The following is a 19563-nucleotide window of genomic DNA, read 5'->3' on the forward strand; positions in this document are numbered from 1 at the left end:
TTAATCAACCAAAAATAACAATTCACTTAAATGAAAAAGTTAAGAGTTAAAAATTTACTGCTAGTAAATTTAAGCTTGTATTCAGTGTTTTTTCAACATCTGTTTTTTGTAATTTATATACATGTGGAAAAATATCATTTCCAATTTGAATGCTGTTAGAATTATCAATTTTATATACAATCAGTAATTTATTCTCTAAATCTGAAAGATTTCTATAGATTTCAAGATTTCTATCACCAATGTTTTTTATATCACTTACAATTATTTCTTGAATTTTATCTTCTTCAATTAATAATTTAACGATGACATTGTCTATAAAATTTTCGTTCATTTCAATGATGAAACTTTGTTTTGAATCAATCTTATTTTCCTCAATTAAATTTTTTTGAAAAGTAATTTTAAAATCTGAGCTAGTTTTTTCTTTGAATACAAATTTTTTCTCAGCGATAGGATACTTTTTTAAATCTTCAGAAATCTTTATCTCTTCAAATAATTGAAGATTTAATTTCTGAATAACATCTTGTACAAAAAAATGATTCTCTTCCACTTTAGCAGTTTGAAAAATATCAACAAAACCATTTTTCAATTCATTTTGTGAGAATGAATGAATTGAAATGATAATGATTATTGATGTTAGTATATTTTTCATTACTAAAAGTTTACATTACAAATATAATAGTAATACTTTTGATAATGAAATCAAAATATTTATTTTAACATCATTTTAACTCAACAAAAAAAATGATGCTATTAATTGAATAAATTCGATATTTTTTTAATGAATTTATATTAAAAAAAGATAAATTTTAATAATCTTATTGATTATTTGCGAATTTCCCTTTTTTATATTGGCTTGAAGGAATCGCATTTAGGATAAAAGGAATTGAGTAAAAGCCTGTTTTTGTTGGTTTGAATACTCCAAAATGTAAGTGAGGTTCTGTGCTCATTCCTGTATTGCCAGAATAACCAATTGGTTGCCCTTTTTTTACAAAATCACCTTTAGAGACAATGGCTCCGTCTTTTTTAAGATGAACATATTGCGAATAGGTGCCATCAGAATGAGCAACTAGGATGTAGTTTGCGTCATTAAAGAATTTTTTGTTGTTGCCACCTTTACCAGAGTTTTCCTTAACATGAATCACTAATCCATCTCTTATGGCACAAACAGTTTGTCCGATGTTCATTTTAAAATCAATGGCATATTTAGAAAAATTTCCTTTGTGAGTAAAATTTGTATTTTGTCCCTGTAGTACTTTATAACGTTTTCCTTTTAAGAAAGGCAAGTTATAATTGTAAAGGGTATCATAAGACGATAAGTTTGAAGGGCCATAATACAGATTAAAACTATAATTTTTAATAATTGAGATTGTATCTGTTTTAGATAGAGGAAACGTTAGGATTGTTAAAGTGTCTGGTTTTTTGAAGTCTAAAAATTGTTCTTTTTTGGTTTTGTGATTTGTAATTTTTAAGAATGTATTTCCTAAAACTGGATTCTTTAAAATTACATTGATCGAATCTTTTTTGATTTCAAAAGAAATAAAGCTAGGTCTTTTCAATTCCTCAGCATATAGAAATACTAACAAATAGAACAGAAAAAACCTAACTATCATTTATCTCATAATTTTATTTGGAAAAACAACCACACTTTCATGACCATTTTCTCCTACAGTAGCTACACCAAAATAGAAATTGTCTATTACAATTCCCTCTAAAGTAAACTCGGTATTTTCAACATACCTGCTATGATCCCAAGTTGGCGAAGTAGTATCTCTCCAATAAATTTTATAACCTTTTGCACCCTCTACCTTATTCCATTTTAATTTTGCAGAGGCTTCTACAATTCCGCCAATTGCAACTTCAGTTGGCGAAGGTGGTGCCCAAGCCAAATTTGCCAAGTTGATAGCATTTACGGCCGTTAATTTTTTTACATATCCAAAGTTTACGTGTTCAAAAGTATCACCATATTTGATACCATTTTCTATTCTAATATCTTGATGTTGTTGTGTATAATTTTCATGAGCTTCCATAATTCTGATGCCTGCAAAACCTAGGTCATTAAAAGGTCTATGATGTCCTCCACGTCCAAATCTATCCAATCTATACACCATCATCGGATTCATTTCTGGCATATAAGTTTTGGTCGTTTTGTGCACATATCTTGCCAATTGTCTTGAAATTCCATCAACTTCACCACCATAAAAACGACGTGCATTACGTTCTCTTTCAGTTTCAGTTGGAGGAACAGGTTCAGAGAAAATTCTGAAAGTTCTGTTATCAATTACACCATCAACTCCAGTAATATTTCCAATCATGTCATTATTAAAAACCCCAATGATTTCCCATCCTTTTTCTTTGGCATATTTTGCAAATCCTGCACCACCAAAAAGTCCTTGTTCTTCACCAGATAAACCTAAATAAATAATGCTATTTTCGAATTTATATTTACTCAAAACTCTAGCAGCTTCAATGGTTCCTGCCATTCCTGAAGCATTGTCATTTGCTCCTGGAGCATCTTTTGTAAAATCAGATCCATCACTATTCCTAGAGTCGATATCTCCAGTCATAATGATATATCTGTTGGGATATTTCGTCCCTTTTTGAATAGCAGCTACATTTACAATCCAAGTATCTTTTGGAACTCTATTGCTCATTTTTGTGGTTACAAAATCCTTTTGATAAAAAGTCGTCAAGCAATTTTTACAATCTTTAGAAATTTTATCAAATTCTTTTTTAATCCAACGTCTTGCTGCGCCAATTCCACGAGTTTCAGAAATGGTATCAGAAAATGTATTTCTTGTACCAAAATCTGCTAGTGTTTTTACATCGTTTTTCAGTCGTTCTTCTGAGACATTATTGATGATATCGTAAATTTTTTGATCGGTTTGTGCAATAATTACTGAAGTGAAAATGAAGAATAATAGTGTTATTTTTTTCATTGGTAAAATAATGTTTGAGTTATTTTTTGGTTTTGCAAAAATAGATTTTAAAGATACTACGCTTTTTAACAATAAAAAAACCACTTCAAATTTTGAAGTGGTTTTAAGAATATTTTAATATTTTATTTATTCTTTGTCTAACTTTTTTGTGAAAGTAAATCCTATTAATAAAGATGCTCCAGCACATATAAAAATGGATGCTGCATAAAAAGTTTCAGGACTAATATAAATACTTGGTCTATTTTCCCAAGGACCATCATAAGCAAAATTCAATGCTAAAACGGCTCCTAATAAAATTCCAAAACCAATACCACATGCTAATAAACCTAAGTTTAAAATGAGGATTTTCCAAAAAGGAGCCGCTTTTTTTGCATGTCCTTTCATAAAAATACTTGCGTCTACACCTTTTTCTATCAATGCTAAACGTTCTTTGTTTCTAGTTGAAAAGTATAGATAGAATACCCCAAATATGCTTCCAAAAATTACTAGTAATACACCAACTTCTTCCATGATTTGTTTTTTTAATGAGTTAAATGATTAATTTTATGTTGTTTGTAGCTTTGACGATTCATTTTTTAAAGAGGTTACAAATTATTATAAAAAAATAATTTTTATTTTTTGTAACCTTTGATTGAATAAGCATGTCATAGTTTAAAATGAAACCAACTAACGACCAATATTACATTCAAAAAGTGCTGCAAGGAGATGCAAATGCGTTTGCTTATCTTATAGATGCTTATAAAAATATGGTTTTTACATTGGCATTAAAAATGACAAAAAATAGGGAAGAGGCTGAAGAAATTTGTCAGGATACATTTATAAAAGCGTATCAAAATTTGAGTAAATTTCAAGGAGATTCAAAGTTTTCAACTTGGTTGTGTCTAGTCCTAAAATATGGCTACAGGTTAAAAATGATTTTAAGCTGATAATTGGTATACCATATTTGGTGTTTTAAAGTTTAAAGATAAGTGTAATCTTATTTGGTTGTATAAATTAATTGCATTTTTTGCAGCTCTTTTTGCGTGAGTTGTGTTGATAAATGTTTGATCTAAATAAAATTCATCTTTTAAAATTCCATTAACTCTCTCAGCCATTGCGTTTTCGTAGCAATGATTTTCTTCAGTCATACTGATTTCTATGTTATTTCTTTTCAATATTTGCGTATATACATTACTACAATATTGTATTCCTCTGTCAGAATGATGTATGAGTCCATTTATGTTTTTTGTTTTGTACAAAGCCTTATTAAGAGCTCTTACACAACCTTTTAGTTCCAGGCTATTACTTAGGTCATAACCAACAATTTTACGAGAATACATATCTGTAATGAGCGCTAAATAACAAAACCCTTTTAAAGTTCTGATATAGGTAATATCAGAGACCCATACTTGATTAGGTTTGGTAACTTTGATTTCTTTTATAAGATTGTTATACTTATAAAATCGATGATAAGAGTTTGTAGTTCTGCAACTGTATTTCTTTCTAAGTGTAAGCATATTATGTTGTCTTAGTATCTTGAATAAAGCATCTCTACCAACTTTTAAATGCTGTTTATCAAAATCATCATGTAAAGATTTTAATAGCTTACGTACGCCTTCTCTAGGTAAGGATTTGCGTCTTTTCTTAACAATATGAATTATTTTTTGTTCTATCGAAATACGATTATCAGCTCTGTTTTTGTATTTATAATAGGCATCTCTTTTGAGATTAAAACATTCACAAATGGCAGAAATAGAAGCAAATCCTTTGTTATTATCTACAGCAAATGTTAAGGCTAAATATTTAGTTTTTTTTTAAGTTCCAAAACATTTTTATAGCCTAGTTTTTGCGCAGCAACTTCTAAATAAGATTGTTCAACCATTTGATCTAAATCTTTTTTTAGCAAAAGTTTTTTAAGTTGTTCAATTTCTTTTTGAAGCGCTTTAATTCGAGATATTTCATCATTAGTTTCTACCATAACTCTAGTGTTCATAAGGTCTTTACGTTCATATTTCCGAATCCATTCATTAATGGTTGTAGGAGCAATACCATAAAGTTTACCAAGTTGATATTTATTATATTTTCCGTTGGTAAGTTCGGATAAAATTTTTAATTTAAAAGGTTCACTGTAACGTCTGGTTACTCTGTCGTTTTTGTACATAATGTTTAAAATTATGTAGCCTTTTTTTAGGACGGGTCATTGTACAGTATTGCTTACAATGCCTCATTAGATGCGATTAAGAAAAATAAAAAACATAATAATACTTTGGAAATCAATGAGATAAATTATCATAAAATAGCTTCTTTTGATTCTGCTTTACAACAGTTAGAACAAAAAGAACGTGCAAAAATAATGGATAATTGTTTGTTGAAATTACCAGAAGATGAACGTTCCATAATTTGGATGTTTTATTATGATGAATTATCTTTAAAGGAAATTTGCGAAGTCACGTTATTGTCAGAAACAAATTTAAAAGTAAAATTACACAGAGCTCGAAAAAGATTACTAACAATTGTTGAAACCTTTGTTGAGCCAGAAATTATAAGTCATTATGGAAGAAGTTAAAAATCAAAATGAATTAGACGCTTTTGCAAAAAAATATGTGAAAGAAATTGAACTTGATAGTCCTTCAAAAGATTTTACATCACTTTTGATGCAACGCATTGAAAATCAAAAAAGTGTAGTTTTTTCGCAACAAGAATTAATTTCAAAAAAAGGATGGTTCGCAATTTTAACTGTGGCAATCTTAGTATTTTTCTTTTCGTCAAAAACATCAGAAAAATCAATGATTACAATTCCTGAACTTGATTTTTCATTTCTTTCGAAAATGAAATTTTCTCAAACTTTCGAATTTTTATCATTGTCAAACATCACATTAATAGCCTTACTTTTATTTGGAGGAATGTTGATTTTTCAGTTGTTGTATTTAAAAAATCATTTCGATAAACGCTTTGAATAAGATTATTTTTTATCCGTTTTTAGTTGGATATTTTTATCAAAAGGAATTTTAAATTGATAGATAATATCTTGATCCGTTTTGTCATCCAATAAATCCAATCCATAAATAATTTTTTTTGGGTCATCAAAAGTCAATGTTCCAAAAATGCGATCCCAAAACGAAAAAATATTTCCAAAATTGGTATCTGTCCAAGGCATTTCACGATGATGATGAAATTTGTGCATGTTTGGTGTGATAAAAACATAACTCAAAATTTTATCGATTTTCATAGGAACATAAAAATTAGCATGTGTCAAATACCCAAAAAATACAGTTGCCATTCTGTAAAAAAGGTAATAAGCTAACGGAATTCCGAAAATTACAATCATTACCAACGCAAAAATTTCACGAAAAGCATAATCTCCAGGATGATGTCTTGTAGCACTTGTAGCATCAATAGTAGTATCTGAATGATGAATCATGTGAAAACGCCACATAAAAGGAACTTTATGCAACAAATAATGTACAAGATATTGCGCAGCAAAATCCAATGCCAAAATAGCGATAATTAATTCTATCCAAATAGGTAAATCAATCAGGTATAATAATCCAAATTGATTTGCAGAAAGCCATGAAAAAATGCCCACAGTAACAATTCCAAAGAGGATATTGATAGTTACATCCGAAGCTAAAAAGACCATATTTACGCCTGCATGTTTCCATTTTTTATACTTGAAACTAAAAAATGGAATGAATATCTCAATAATCCAATTGGCTGTTATACAAATAAATATCCAAACTAATTTTTGCCAAGAAGGCATATTTTCAAAGAAGTTTAAAAAGTTTTCCATTTTAAAAAAAAGAATTTTAGTGATGGAAAGATAGTAAAATTCAAGCAGTTTTTAAAAACCTACAATTGTAAAAACATTACATGATTTGGATTGGAATGCGTTGTAGAAATTTGATAATCTGATTTTCCCACAATTTCAAAACCCTGTTTTTTATAAAAACTAATCGCTCTTTGATTTTCTACCCAAACATTCAACCAAATTCCTGATTGCTTATTTTCAATACAAAGTGATTTGATAAAATCAAACAATTGTTTTCCTAAACCCAAACCATAATAAGCTTCTAATAAATAAATTCTACTTAAATAAGCAGGATTTGCGACAGGAATTTGTGGTTCTTTTTTGTTGAAAATCACCAAAGTGTAACCTACAATATCATCATTGTATTTTATCAAATAAAATTGATTTTTTTCATTGGATAATTCCTTAAAAAATACATTTTCAGTGAAATTTTGAGACATGTATTCTTCTATATCTTTTTTTGGTGCGCTATGACCATGAGCTGATTTGAAAGAATTAAATCCTACTTCTGACAGGATTTTAGCATCGTAAATTGTTGCTTTTTGAATTTGAATCATTTGAAATTTTGAATGATTTTAAATTAAAAACTTAGTGTAACTTTGTGACTTCTTTGTGAAACTTACTGAAATAGCTATGTCACAAAATACACTAAGAAGTCACAAAATACACAAAGTAAATTTTTACTTGTTTGATAATTATATATTTATTTTAAAATATCAATTATTATATTTTCATTTTTTTTAGTTTAATACCAACGTTTTTTATTCTTTTTAGAAGCTTCAGATTTTCTTCCTTTTTTATTTTTACTCAACGTATTTTGTTGCGGTTTTTTCTTTTTTGGTGCTGAAATAGGATATGGATGTTCATCAATAACTTTAATTGGTCTTTCAATTAATGTTTCTATGTTTTTGATGTATTCGTTTTCATCTGGTGAACAAAAGGAAAATGCAATTCCTGATTTTCCTGCTCTTCCAGTTCTTCCAATTCTGTGAACATAAGTTTCTGGAATATTTGGAATATCAAAATTGATAATCGCATCAACATTCGTAATATCAATTCCTCTTGAAGCAACATCAGTGGCAATTAAAATAGAAGTTTTTTTATTTTTAAAATCTTCAATTGCTTTATTTCTAAGGTTTTGTGTTTTGTCTCCATGAATACTACTCACTTTATAGCCATTTTTTAATAGGGATTCTTCTAATTTATCAACACCAAATTTGGTGCGTCTAAAAATGATGATTTGTCCGTTAATGGTATTTCTTAACAAATGCAAACACAAATCTGTTTTGTTCTTTTTAGGCAAATAATACAACAATTGACCAATGTTTTTGGCAGTAGTTTCCTCAGGATTGATGGCAATTTTTACCGCATTTTTTACAATTGATTTTGCTAATTCGTCAATTTTATCAGGAATTGTTGCAGAGAATAATAAGGTCTGCTTTTTTTTGGGGCATAATTGTTCGATTTTTTCAACATCATATATAAAACCCATGTCTAGCATTAAATCAGCTTCATCCAACACAAAAATTTCAACAGCATTTACATCAATGTTTCCTTGCATTTGCAGGTCAATAAATCTACCTGGAGTTGCAATTAAAATATCAACGCCTTTGGCTAAGATTTCTTTTTGAGGCTCTAAAGAAACACCTCCATAAACGGCTGTTGTTCTCAGGTTTGAATATTTGCTGAAAGTTTTAAAATTTTCAAAAATTTGAATTGCCAATTCGCGAGTTGGCGTAATCACCAATGCTTTTATTTTTTTTTCTCCTTTTTCTGCATCTTGTTTTTCAAAAAGTAAATCTATGATTGGTAAAGCAAAAGCAGCTGTTTTTCCTGTGCCAGTTTGTGCAGCAACAATGACATTTTTCTTTGCCAAAACTAACGGAATTACTTTTTGCTGTACTAAAGTAGCTGTATGAAAACGAGCTTCAGCAACTGCTTTTAAGATGGATTTGTTTAGTGAAATTTCAGAAAATTGCATTGATTATTTTTTTGCAAAGGTAGGCTAAAAGATACTCTTATATTCGGAAATTTAATGACACTTATTTTATTTAAATCTGATAAAAACCTAATTTTTTTCAAATAAATTAAGCTCTAAAACTTCATATTTTATTTTATAGAATCGATTAATAAATTTAGGAGTACAGCAAAATATTCTGTGTCAAAACCACTTAAGTCTGTTCTAAATGTTAACGAATCATACAAGTCTCCAGTAACACCAGTAACACATTTGTCATTTTTGCATTGTATTTTAACTTCTTTTTGAGGAGTTACTATGGCTGCTTTTGAAATTTCTGAAATGATTATTTTAGATTGTCTATTTCCTTTTATGTTGCAATATAAATAAACATCATCTACAGAAAGTGGACCATAATAACCATTATCAAAAGTTTCAAGAAAAGTATTTATGACAGTTAAGTGTTCTTTGTATTCTTGACTTTGAGTTTTGTAAGAAAAGTTAAAAAGTATTATTAAAAGTAGAAGTGTCTTTTTCATTGTACGTTTAGGAATTAACTGTTACAAAAAAATGTTTTTAAATCTTATAAATGAGGATTAAAGGTAGAAAAAAACCTCTCTGTTTACACAAAGAGGTTTAAAAAATATACGTTTCAATGAAACTACTTTATCAACTCATAAGAACGTTTGATGAAGTTCGTCAATTCTTCACCATGCAATAAGTTTTGAGATAATTTCGCCAAATCAAATGCTTGTGAAATCAAACGTTTTTGTTCAGTTTCATCAGTTGAGTTTAAAATATTAGAAACTAAATCATGGTTGGTATTTACAACCAAATTATACATATCTGGTAAACTTCCCATACCAAACATGCCACCACCTGTTGCGCTCATCTCTTTCATTCTTCGCATAAATTCAGGCACTGTAATCATGAATGGAAATGCGTTTGAATCTAAAGATTCTAATTGCACTGTGTAGGTTTGTGATGGAACAGCAGCTTCAATAATTGGTTTTAATTTCTCTTTTTCTTCATCAGAAAGTTTAGAAATTACAGTATCGTCTTTTTTGATTAAATTATCAATATGATCAGCGTCAACTCTCGAAAATTTCACTTTTCCGTCTCCAGAAGTTTCCAATTTTTGCATCAAATGCGAAATGATTGGAGAATCTAAAAGCAATACTTCATAGCCTTTTGCTTTTGCAGCTTCAATATAACTGTGTTGTGCATTTTTGTTGGCAGCATATAATAAAATATGATTACCGTCTTTATCAGTCTGAGAATCTTTTGTTTTTTCAATCAGTTCATCAAACGTAAAATAAGTGTTATTTACAGTCGGGTATAAGGCAAATGATTTTGCTTTGTCATAAAATTTGTCTTCAGACAACATTCCGTATTCAATAATCACTTTGATATCGTTCCATTTTTTTTCAAAATCTTCACGATTTTCTTTGAAAAGTGATGACAATTTATCACCTACTTTTTTAGTAATGTATCCTGAGATTTTTTTCACAGCACCATCAGCTTGCAAATACGAACGAGAAACGTTCAATGGAATATCTGGAGAATCAATAACTCCTTTTAGCATTTGTAAGAAATCTGGCACAATTCCTTCCACATTATCCGTTACAAATACTTGATTTTGATATAATTGAATCTTATCTTTTTGCATGTCTAAGTTTTGTGTCAACTTAGGGAAGAATAAAATTCCGGTTAAATTAAAAGGATAATCAACATTCAAATGAATATGAAATAACGATTCTTCAAATTGCATTGGATACAATTCGCGATAGAAATTTTTGTAATCCTCATCTTCTAAATCAGCAGGTTTTTTTGTCCAAGCAGGATTTGTATTGTTGATAATATCATCAACTTCTATTTGTTTGCGAGGTTCAGTAGTTTCTTTACCATCTTTGTCTGTGATGGTTTTTGGTTCATGATTTGGATCGTTCACTTTTTTAGTTCCGAATTTAATTGGAACTTGGTTGAAACGATTGTATTTGTTTAGCAAACCTCTGATTTTTCCTTCCTCTAAAAATTCTTTAGAATCATCAGCAATGTGTAAAACGATTTCTGTCCCTCTGTCAGATTTGTCGTGTTCAACTAAAGTATATTCAGGTGAACCATCACAAATCCAATGAGCAGCAGGTTCGTCTTTGTATGATTTGGTGAAAATTTCAACTTGTTTTGCCACCATAAAAGCGGAGTAAAAACCAAGACCAAAATGACCAATAACACCTGTGTCATTTTTACCATCTTTGTATTTTTCTAAAAATTCTTCAGCACCAGAAAAAGCAATTTGGTTGATGTATTTTTCAACTTCTTCCATGGTCATTCCTAAACCTTGATCTTTGATTGTTAAGGTTTTTGCTTTTTTATCAATACTGATTTCGATTTTAGCATCACCCAATTCTGTTTGAGCTTCTCCAATTGAAATTAGGTGTTTTAGTTTTGTGGTTGCATCTGTTGCGTTTGAAACAAGCTCACGCAAAAAGATTTCGTGGTCAGAATACAAGAATTTTTTAATCAGTGGAAAAATATTTTCTACTGAAACATTGATATTTCCTTTACTCATAATTTATATTGTTTGTATATTAATATTCGTTACTTTCTAGTCAAAAAAAATACCAAAGGTTTTTGAATGACAACATGTCATATTTTTAATTTTGATATCTTATTTTTTTGTTTTGCAAACCCATTAATTTATCACTATTTTTGTTAGTGACAAATTACAGATAACTTAATTTTTACATCCAATAAATATGTATAATTCAAAAATTACAGGTCTTGGTTACTACGTTCCTGAAAACGTTGTTACCAATAATGATTTAAAAGCTTTCATGGAAACTTCGGATGAATGGATTCAAGAACGAACAGGAATTGAAGAACGAAGATGGATTGATCCAAAAACTGGTGACAATACTTCCTCAATGGGCGCAAAAGCTGCAAAAATCGCTATAGAAAGAGCAGGATTGACAAAAGATGATATCGATTTTATCATTTTTGCTACTTTAAGTCCAGATATGTATTTTCCAGGAGGAGGAGTTCGTGTGCAAGATATGTTGGATATGCCCACAATTGGTGCTTTAGATATCAGAAATCAATGTTCAGGATTTGTATATGCCTTGTCTGTGGCAGATCAATTTATCAAAACAGGTATGTATAAAAATATCTTGGTAATTGGTTCTGAAAATCATTCAGGAGGATTAGAACGATCTACAAGAGGTAGAAACGTAACAGTAATTTTTGGAGATGGAGCAGGAGCTGCAATTTTATCAAGAAGTTCAGAAAAAGGCAAAGGAATTTTGTCATCTCATTTGCATTCAGAAGGAAAATATGCGCGTGAATTGATGTTGGATGGACCTTCAACTGGAAGATGGGTTCCTGAAATTTTGAAAGAAAATGATCCTGAAGATGTATCTTATTTTCCATATATGAATGGACAATTTGTTTTCAAACACGCTGTTGTTCGTTTTGCTGAAGCAATTGAAGAAGGTTTGGAAGCAAATAATTTGAAAAAGGAAGATATTGATATGTTGATTCCACATCAAGCAAATTTGAGAATCGCTCAATTTATTCAGAAAAAATTCCAATTATCTGATGACAAAGTGCATAACAATATCATGAAATATGGAAACACAACTGCTGCATCTGTAATTATTGCTTTAACAGAAGCTTGGGAACAAGGAAAAATTAAGGATAATGATTTGGTAGTTTTAGCCGCTTTTGGTAGTGGATTTACTTGGGGAAGTGTCGTAATTCGTTGGTAAAATAAATTTAGAATAAAAAAAATCCGAAGTCAAAAACTTCGGATTTTTCAATTAATTCAAATATTAGAAAAAACCACCTCCACCATCTTTTTCATTATCATCTCTATTTCTTCGTTGTTTTGCTTTGTTGTTTCCTCCGCCAAAATTGTAATTAAATCCTAAGAAAGTGGTTCTACTTTCCCAATTGAATTGACCATTTTGTACGAATGGATTTGCAGAGTTAAAAGCAAATTTCATTCCCTGAAAAATATCATTTATTCTAAAGTTAATGGTTCCTTTTCCTTTTAAAACAGTCCAACTTGCACCAGCATTGATCATCCACATATTTTCAACATCCCATTGAATGTCTTTTTGAGGTCCTCTGTACATGGCAAATAATTGCAAACGTACATTTTTAGATGCTGTAAAACTGTTGCTAACTCTAGCATTAAAAACATTGTTTTGAACTGAAAGTTGTTGAGGATTTCCGTTTAAATTATTGATGTTTCCTAATTGCTCTTGTGAATAGAAATCCATACTTGAGTTTACTCTCCACCAATTATTCATTTTAAAATTTGCTGAAAACTCAAGTCCGTAAGCATCTGTATCACTAAAATTTGTAAAACTCAATATTTGTCCAACTCCAGGATTTGCAGGATCTTCATTGGTAATTCTAGAAATTACATCGTTTATTTTTCTATAAAAAGTTCCTAATGTAATATTGCCACCTTTAATTTGTCTGGTATAATTCAATTCATAAGAATTGGTAAATTGAGGTCTTAAATCAGCATTTCCAACAGATACAATTAAAGGAGTACTCCATTCTCTGATTGGATTTACTTGCTGAATATTGGGTCTGTCAATTCTTCTGCTATAACTTAATTGCCATTGATTTTTTTCAGATGGACTATATGTAAAAAATGCAGAAGGATAAATATTCAATAAATTTTGAGAGACATTTTCAGTGTTGTTTAACGTATTTCTTGTTTCGTCAGTATAACGTTTAAAAACACCATCAACCACAAAATTTTCTAAACGAGCACCCAATTGCATGGTGAATTTATCAAAACTAGTTTCGTAATTGGTATAAGCAGAATAGATTTTTCTTTTAAAATCAAAATCAGAACTTCCAATTAAATCAGTACCATTGATATTGTTGTTATTGTCTAGCGTATAAACTTCTTGATTGGTCAGGTTGATGTTGTCTGTATTATCAACTCTAAATTCTAAACCCAATTCTAATTTTGTTTTTTCAGATAATGGATTTGTATAATCAATATTTACTTGTGAATTGCTGTTTTTTGTATTGATATTGTTGTAATAATTATATACTTCATAGTCAAAATCTGATGTATTTTGCAATAAGTTCAAATTGTTTAAAAAGTTTGTTCCATCTGTATTTGAATAAGTTGCTTCAAACTCTAAATTGTGATCTTTTTTAGCAAAATCAATTTTATAATTAAGATTGTAGGTTCCTGTTGGAGATGAATTTTCTTGTGTATTTGGCGCATTGATAATTACATTCCCATTTACATCGCTAATCAAAGCTCTACCACTTGCAAATCCGTTAAACCAATTTTGAGTGGTATAAACTGAAAGTGTATTTTTATCATTGATGAATACATCTGCTCCGAATTTTATCAAATTAGAACGATTGTCATTCACAAAAATAAAATTTTGATTGTTTACTCCAGGTCTTTCTACAAAACCATAGTTGTAATTATCACCACTATTATGCCCATAATTCATAAAAAAATTCACTTTTCCGGTTTTATAATTCATGTTTGTTGAAGCATTATATCGCACATAATGTCCTGCAGTAATTCCTGAATCTACAGATCCGTTAAATCCCATATTAGCATTTTTATTAAGTACAATATTGATAATTCCACTCATTCCATCAGGATTGTATTTTGCTGAAGGATTTGTAATCAATTCAACACTTTTGATGGATGTTGACGGAATTTGTCGTAATAATTGAGCAATTGGCACATTTGTAGGTCTGCCATCTACTAAAACTCTAACATTCGAATTTCCTCTCAAACTAATCTGTCCAGTTTGGCTATCAACACTTACAGATTGTATATTGTTTAATAATTCTGATGCTGTAGTTCCTGCAGCAGTTAAATCTTTTCCAACATTAATCACTTTTCTATCAACTTTTTGAACAACTGTTGATGTTTCTGACCTGATAACAACTTCATCAAGAACCGCACTTTCTTCAGAGAGAGAAATCGTTCCAAGATTGATGCTTTTGTTTTTATCTGTAATGGAAATTTCTCTGTCAAAAGTTTTATATCCAATAAATTGTACTTCAACAATACTTTTTCCTTCGGGTAAATCTTTCACAATAAAAGCACCTTTTTCGTCAGTAATTCCTCCTGTTATGATTTTTTTTGACATGTCTTTTACAACAATATTTACGTAAGGTAATTCTTGTTTAGTTGCATTGTCAATGACTTTCCCTGAGATTGATCCAGGTTTAAGCAATGCTGATTTTGGCATTTGTGCAAATGAAATGGTTGATGTTATAACGAGTATAACAAAGCATACTAATTTTTTCATTAAGTTTATTTTTGTTTTTTGGTTGATGTATTATAGACAAGCTATTTAGTATATTTGTTACACGTATAATTATTCTTTAACGCTTTATTAACAGTATGAAAAATATAACATTAGTGCTTGGAGCATCTTTAAATCCAAATAGATATTCGAATATTGCTATCAAAAGATTGCTTGATAAAAAATATCCAGTAGTTGCACTTGGGCAAAAAAAAGGAACCGTTTTAGGAGTCACCATTGATGATGAAAAAAAAGAATATGAAAATATTGATACGGTTACGTTGTATTTGAATCCTGAAAGGCAAAAAGAATTTTATGATTACGTAATTTCTTTAAAACCAAGAAGAGTTATTTTTAATCCCGGTGCAGAAAATGATGAGTTTGTGAAATTGTTAGAATCAAATAACATTATAGCAGAGGTTGCTTGCACGTTGGTTTTGATTTCGATTGATCAGTATTTTTAAGAAGTAAACTGAATTGACAGTTTGAGGGATTCTTTCTCTTTTTCAAAATAAGTTGATATCAAAATTATTTTTTTTTAAATAATTTGATGAAATTAAAAGTCAATCCAGCCTACTTTTGTTGGTTAGCTATTGCAAACTTAAAGTATAGTAAAGATGCTTACAATACTCAATATGAGTAATTTTTAAATTAGATTTCGGTTATTTTTGAAATAGTTTTCCAATTCAAACGTAGAACTCATCTGTAACTTTTTTAAAATATTTCTTCTATGAGTATCAACAGTATGCTTGCTAATATGGAGACTTTCAGAGATTTCTATACTTGTTTTTTGAAGTAGTAACAATCTTATTATATCTCTTTCTCTGTTACTTATAACTCCAAGTAAATTTTGACTTGATATATTTTTGTAATAAAGAGTTTCATATTCATTTTTCTCGTTCAAGTATTTTGCACATGCGCAAATATCCATTTTTACATCCTCATTTAAAACAGTGTAATGAGCCAAGCCAATAACAGGTTTGTTGTTATGATCAAACTGAAGAGGTGTTGTATTTTGAATGATACTTGTATATTTTCCATTGCCATTTTTTATCCTATAATTCCAAGTGTAACTCATTCTTTTGCGTTGCTCGTCATTTAGATTGTTCATTGTAAAAGTCATCAAATCTTTCAAACACTCAAGCCATAGAGTAATATCTTCAGGATGAAAAAGAGACCAGAAAAAATTCATTCCACCATGAATCATTTCGTCTCTAGATAAACCTGTACAAGCTGTAAAATTCTTGCTTACATATTCAAAATTCTGATTTACTGTATTGGTAATGCAAAAAAATGTAGCGTTGTAAGGATAATAAAAATCAAGTTCAATAAGTTTTTTTATATGCTCTTTAATCTCAATATTCGGATAAGAACTAAAAATTTCATTATACGCTGTATTGATATTTGTCATATTTTACAATAGTTTAAACAAGTTCTATAACTTTTCCTGGCTCGGATAGAAGTGTTTCGTTAAAAATTGTTTTTGCCTCTTCTTGAAACAATTCAATATTTTTGTATCTGCCAGAATAATGTCCTAAAATTAGTTGTTTTACATTGGCTTCTTTAGCAATTGTTGCAGCTTGCAAAGCAGTGCTATGCAATGTTTTTTTAGCTAAATCTTCTTTGTCTGATAAAAAAGTAGCCTCATGATACAACAAATCAGCATCTTTAATTATCGGAATTATGGATGGTAAAAAACTAGTATCGCTGCAATAGGCAAAACTTTTAGGTTTCTCAGAGGCAATAGTCAACTCTTCATTCGGTATAATTTCTCCTGATTCTAGTACGATATCTTTTCCTGCTTTGATATTTAAATAATCAGCTTTATCAATTTCAGGGTAATTATTTATATTTTGAATGTGTAATTTTTTAGGTTTTGATTTCTCTTTGAATAAAAATCCATTTGTATAAACTCTATGTTTTAAAGGGATTGTATGCACGGAAACCTTTTCATCCTCAAAAATAAGTTCGCTTTTTGATGAGGATAATTCATGAAAAATAAGTTCGTATTTTGCATGCGATTGCGAAATATTCAATAACATTTCTGTAGCTTCTTTGATGCCTTTTGGACCATAAACATGCAGTTCTTTTTCTCTGTTTAAAATTCCGAAAGTTGATAACAATCCAACCAAACCATAAAAATGATCTCCATGTAAGTGTGAAATAAAAATATGATTGATTTTTGCATAGCCAACTTTATATTTTCGCATTTGACGTTGAGTTCCTTCGCCACAATCAATGATAAAATGTCGGTCGTTAATTTCTAAATATTGCGAAGTAGGAAAAGCATTGACACGAGGAGTTGCTGAATGACAGCCCAAAATAGTTAAACGTATACTCATTGAATAACCAATCGTTTAGAAACACTATTTTCTTTATTTTGAATGGTATAAATGTAAATTCCGGCAGTTAAATCTCCTTTTAAAAAAGTAAGTGAATTGTTTCCTTTAATTGTTTCAACACTTTTTTGATAAACAACTTTACCTAGAATATTTTTTACAGTTAAAGTAGTTTTAGAATCGCTATCTGAATGAAAAGTAATGATGGTTGAATTGGAAAAAGGATTGGGTGCAGCAGATAATTTTTCAATCGATTTTTCTTGAGAAAAACTGATCGATATTGTGAAAAAGAAAAAAACAAAAAGTAATTTTTTAAGCATATACTATTTTTTAAAACCCTAATTCTCTTTCAATTGCTTCCATCTCTAAAACATCTTCTGCTTCTTGTAAAGTAGGTACAATATTGAAATTTTCGGGGAAATCATCAATATTAACATTCGAATTAACAATAACAAATGATGTGCCGTTTTCTTTTTTATGTTCTGAAAAATCTAAAAATTGTAAAAATTCTTTTTTAGAAACCTTCAACATATCAGAAATCAACAAAACCAAATGTTCTTTATCGAAATCATTTTTGTGGGTTAAAAATAAGGTATAAAAATCAGAAAATGAATTTTCATCTGAAGAAATAAGCGTGTATTTTTTCTTTTTTTTGATGTTCATAAACTTATCTCTTTATCTGTTCTGCTAATAAATAAATTACTGCCATTCTTATTGCAACTCCATTTTCTACTTGGTGTAAAATGATAGATTGTTCAGAATCAGCAACATCACTAGTAATTTCTACACCTCTGTTGATGGGACCAGGATGCATTATTACAATTTTTTTATCTAAATTATCTAAAATCTCTTTATTAATGCCAAAAAGTTGAGTGTATTCTCTTGTAGATGGAAAATAATTGATATCCATTCTTTCGTTTTGAACTCTTAAAACATTGGCAACATCACACCATTCTAAAGCTTTTTTTAGATTTGTTTCAACAGTTACTCCTAAACTGGTGATGTATTTCGGAATCAATGTGGTTGGTCCACAAACTTTTACTTCAGCACCTTGCATTTGCAGTGCAAAAATATTGGATAAAGCGACTCTTGAGTGCAAAATATCACCGATAATAACGATTTTTTTGCCTTTTACAGTTCCTAATTTTTCTCTGATAGAATACGAATCTAACAAAGCTTGCGTTGGATGTTCGTGAGTGCCATCACCTGCATTGATAATTTTTGCGTTGACGTGTTTTGCTAAAAAAACACCTGCACCAACATTGGCATGGCGCATTACAACAATATCAACTTTCATTGATAAAATATTGTTGACAGTATCAATCAACGTTTCTCCTTTTTTTACAGAAGATTGTGAAGCAGAAAAATTAATAACATCTGCAGACAATCTTTTTTCAGCCAATTCAAAGCTCAGTTTTGTTCTGGTGCTATTTTCAAAAAATAAATTGGCAATGGTAATATCTCTTAAGGAAGGAACTTTTTTGATGGGTCTGTTGATTACTTCTTTAAAATGATCTGCAGTTTTAAAAATAAGCTCAATATCTGATGGTTTTAAATATTTTATGCCTAATAAATGTGCTACACTTAACTGATCCATGTTATTTTTGTTCTAAGTAAACTGCGTCTATTTCGTGTGTTTCTTTCCAAGTTACCAATACTTTTTCTTCATTTATAGCATCTACTTGTCTTCCTCTATAATTTGGTTGAATGGGTAAATGTCTGCTAAATCTTCTATCAATCAACACTAATAATTCAATATTTAATGGTCTTCCAAAAGATTGAATGGCTGTTAGAGCAGCTCTTACACTTCTTCCAGAATATAGAACGTCATCAATAATGACTACTTTTTTATCTTCAATTAAAAAATTGATTTTTGTAGAAGTTGCCGCAAGTGGCTCTGAACGTCTTCTAAAATCATCTCTGTAAAAAGTAATGTCTAGCAAGCCTAGTTTTACATCTTTTATGCCATAATTGTTTTCAAGAAGTTGTACCAATCTATTAGCTAAAAATGAACCTCTTGGTTGTAAACCTATTAAAACAGTATCAGAAAAATCATTATGATTTTCAATCAATTGGCAGGCCAATCTATGGAGAATTATTTCAATATCTTTTGAGTTAAGAAGTATTTTTTTGCTCATAAGAAACCTATCAAATTTTAGTTGATAGTATTGAAAATCAAAATTAGGGATAATTAATGTATGCGCAAAATTAAAAAGTATGAATTTAAAAATAGGTT

Annotated in this window: 22 protein-coding genes and 1 pseudogene; 5 read left to right on the forward strand and 18 right to left on the reverse strand. The window is 29.6% G+C overall.

Going from position 1 to position 19563, the window contains the following annotated elements:
- Nucleotides 1-46: 46 nt before the first annotated feature.
- The 4 genes from WHA43_RS12240 to WHA43_RS12255 form a co-directional block, all read right to left on the reverse strand.
- The gene (locus WHA43_RS12240; RefSeq protein WP_105045018.1) at nt 47-649 is read right to left on the reverse strand and encodes a hypothetical protein; all 603 of its coding nucleotides are present in this window, start codon (nt 647-649) and stop codon (nt 47-49) included.
- 166 nt (nt 650-815) lie between these two features.
- Entirely contained in the window at nt 816-1610 is a 795-nt protein-coding gene (locus WHA43_RS12245; protein WP_105045019.1) for a M23 family metallopeptidase, read from the reverse strand.
- Nucleotides 1611-2936 (reverse strand): M28 family peptidase, encoded by a 1326-nt coding sequence (locus WHA43_RS12250; RefSeq protein WP_105045020.1) that lies wholly within the window; start codon nt 2934-2936, stop codon nt 1611-1613.
- 126 nt (nt 2937-3062) lie between these two features.
- Nucleotides 3063-3446: a DUF6249 domain-containing protein gene (locus WHA43_RS12255; RefSeq protein WP_262903970.1), complete on the reverse strand. Its 384-nt coding sequence runs from the start codon at nt 3444-3446 to the stop codon at nt 3063-3065.
- Nucleotides 3447-3592: 146 nt separating this feature from the next.
- Between WHA43_RS12255 and WHA43_RS12260 the strand changes: the two genes are divergently transcribed.
- Nucleotides 3593-3862, forward strand: a complete 270-nt coding sequence (locus WHA43_RS12260; RefSeq protein ID WP_394372826.1) for an RNA polymerase sigma factor — start codon at nt 3593-3595, stop codon at nt 3860-3862.
- Here WHA43_RS12260 and WHA43_RS12265 read toward each other — a convergent pair.
- Nucleotides 3854-4684: pseudogene (locus WHA43_RS12265) on the reverse strand (IS3 family transposase); the annotation flags it as partial. The gene WHA43_RS12260 and the pseudogene WHA43_RS12265 overlap by 9 nt on opposite strands.
- A gap of 26 nt (nt 4685-4710) precedes the next feature.
- A complete protein-coding gene (locus WHA43_RS12270) occupies nt 4711-5076 on the reverse strand; it encodes a transposase (RefSeq protein WP_226742937.1) in 366 nt (121 codons plus the stop codon).
- A gap of 39 nt (nt 5077-5115) precedes the next feature.
- Here WHA43_RS12270 and WHA43_RS12275 point away from each other — a divergent pair, with 39 nt between their 5' ends.
- Complete coding sequence (locus tag WHA43_RS12275) at nt 5116-5481, forward strand: RNA polymerase sigma factor (RefSeq protein WP_226742939.1); 366 nt, start codon at nt 5116-5118, stop codon at nt 5479-5481.
- Nucleotides 5468-5875 carry a hypothetical protein gene (locus WHA43_RS12280; RefSeq protein ID WP_105045022.1) on the forward strand — a complete coding sequence of 136 codons (408 nt, stop codon included), beginning with the start codon at nt 5468-5470 and terminating at the stop codon, nt 5873-5875. The genes WHA43_RS12275 and WHA43_RS12280 overlap by 14 nt, the downstream gene beginning before the upstream one ends.
- Before the next feature lie 2 nt (nt 5876-5877).
- On the opposite strand, the gene WHA43_RS12285 is transcribed toward WHA43_RS12280, so the two are convergent.
- The 5 genes from WHA43_RS12285 to htpG form a co-directional block, all read right to left on the reverse strand.
- Complete coding sequence (locus tag WHA43_RS12285) at nt 5878-6705, reverse strand: sterol desaturase family protein (protein ID WP_105045023.1); 828 nt, start codon at nt 6703-6705, stop codon at nt 5878-5880.
- A 59-nt stretch (nt 6706-6764) separates the two neighbouring features.
- Nucleotides 6765-7280, reverse strand: coding sequence for a GNAT family N-acetyltransferase (locus tag WHA43_RS12290; protein WP_105045024.1), 516 nt, complete (start codon nt 7278-7280; stop codon nt 6765-6767).
- A gap of 188 nt (nt 7281-7468) precedes the next feature.
- Nucleotides 7469-8704 (reverse strand): DEAD/DEAH box helicase, encoded by a 1236-nt coding sequence (locus WHA43_RS12295; RefSeq protein WP_105045025.1) that lies wholly within the window; start codon nt 8702-8704, stop codon nt 7469-7471.
- Between the two features lie 128 nt (nt 8705-8832).
- On the reverse strand, nt 8833-9219 hold the full coding sequence (locus tag WHA43_RS12300) for a hypothetical protein (RefSeq protein ID WP_105045026.1): 387 nt from the start codon (nt 9217-9219) through the stop codon (nt 8833-8835).
- 122 nt (nt 9220-9341) lie between these two features.
- On the reverse strand, nt 9342-11252 hold the full coding sequence (gene htpG / locus WHA43_RS12305) for a molecular chaperone HtpG (RefSeq protein WP_105045027.1): 1911 nt from the start codon (nt 11250-11252) through the stop codon (nt 9342-9344).
- A gap of 187 nt (nt 11253-11439) precedes the next feature.
- Between htpG and WHA43_RS12310 the strand changes: the two genes are divergently transcribed.
- On the forward strand, nt 11440-12447 hold the full coding sequence (locus WHA43_RS12310) for a 3-oxoacyl-ACP synthase III family protein (RefSeq protein WP_105045028.1): 1008 nt from the start codon (nt 11440-11442) through the stop codon (nt 12445-12447).
- Nucleotides 12448-12510: 63 nt separating this feature from the next.
- Here WHA43_RS12310 and WHA43_RS12315 read toward each other — a convergent pair whose 3' ends face one another.
- Nucleotides 12511-14991 (reverse strand): outer membrane beta-barrel family protein, encoded by a 2481-nt coding sequence (locus WHA43_RS12315; RefSeq protein WP_105045029.1) that lies wholly within the window; start codon nt 14989-14991, stop codon nt 12511-12513.
- A gap of 95 nt (nt 14992-15086) precedes the next feature.
- Here WHA43_RS12315 and WHA43_RS12320 point away from each other — a divergent pair, with 95 nt between their 5' ends.
- Entirely contained in the window at nt 15087-15452 is a 366-nt protein-coding gene (locus tag WHA43_RS12320; RefSeq protein ID WP_105045030.1) for a CoA-binding protein, read from the forward strand.
- A 182-nt stretch (nt 15453-15634) separates the two neighbouring features.
- Here WHA43_RS12320 and WHA43_RS12325 read toward each other — a convergent pair whose 3' ends face one another.
- Genes WHA43_RS12325 through pyrR form a run of 6 tightly spaced genes read right to left on the reverse strand, consistent with a single transcriptional unit; the run spans nt 15635 to nt 19465 of the window.
- Complete coding sequence (locus tag WHA43_RS12325) at nt 15635-16399, reverse strand: LuxR C-terminal-related transcriptional regulator (RefSeq protein ID WP_105045031.1); 765 nt, start codon at nt 16397-16399, stop codon at nt 15635-15637.
- Between the two features lie 13 nt (nt 16400-16412).
- Entirely contained in the window at nt 16413-17330 is a 918-nt protein-coding gene (locus WHA43_RS12330) for a ribonuclease Z (RefSeq protein WP_105045032.1), read from the reverse strand.
- Nucleotides 17327-17647: a T9SS type A sorting domain-containing protein gene (locus WHA43_RS12335; protein ID WP_105045033.1), complete on the reverse strand. Its 321-nt coding sequence runs from the start codon at nt 17645-17647 to the stop codon at nt 17327-17329. Before WHA43_RS12335 ends, WHA43_RS12330 begins: the two co-directional genes overlap by 4 nt.
- A 10-nt stretch (nt 17648-17657) precedes the next feature.
- On the reverse strand, nt 17658-17990 hold the full coding sequence (locus tag WHA43_RS12340; RefSeq protein WP_105045034.1) for a hypothetical protein: 333 nt from the start codon (nt 17988-17990) through the stop codon (nt 17658-17660).
- A 4-nt stretch (nt 17991-17994) separates the two neighbouring features.
- On the reverse strand, nt 17995-18924 hold the full coding sequence (locus WHA43_RS12345; protein ID WP_105045035.1) for an aspartate carbamoyltransferase catalytic subunit: 930 nt from the start codon (nt 18922-18924) through the stop codon (nt 17995-17997).
- 1 nt (nt 18925) lies between these two features.
- Nucleotides 18926-19465, reverse strand: coding sequence for a bifunctional pyr operon transcriptional regulator/uracil phosphoribosyltransferase PyrR (pyrR, locus tag WHA43_RS12350; RefSeq protein WP_105045036.1), 540 nt, complete (start codon nt 19463-19465; stop codon nt 18926-18928).
- Between the last annotated feature and the right edge of the window lie 98 nt (nt 19466-19563).

Source organism: Polaribacter gangjinensis (genome assembly GCF_038024125.1).
Taxonomy (GTDB): domain Bacteria; phylum Bacteroidota; class Bacteroidia; order Flavobacteriales; family Flavobacteriaceae; genus Polaribacter; species Polaribacter gangjinensis.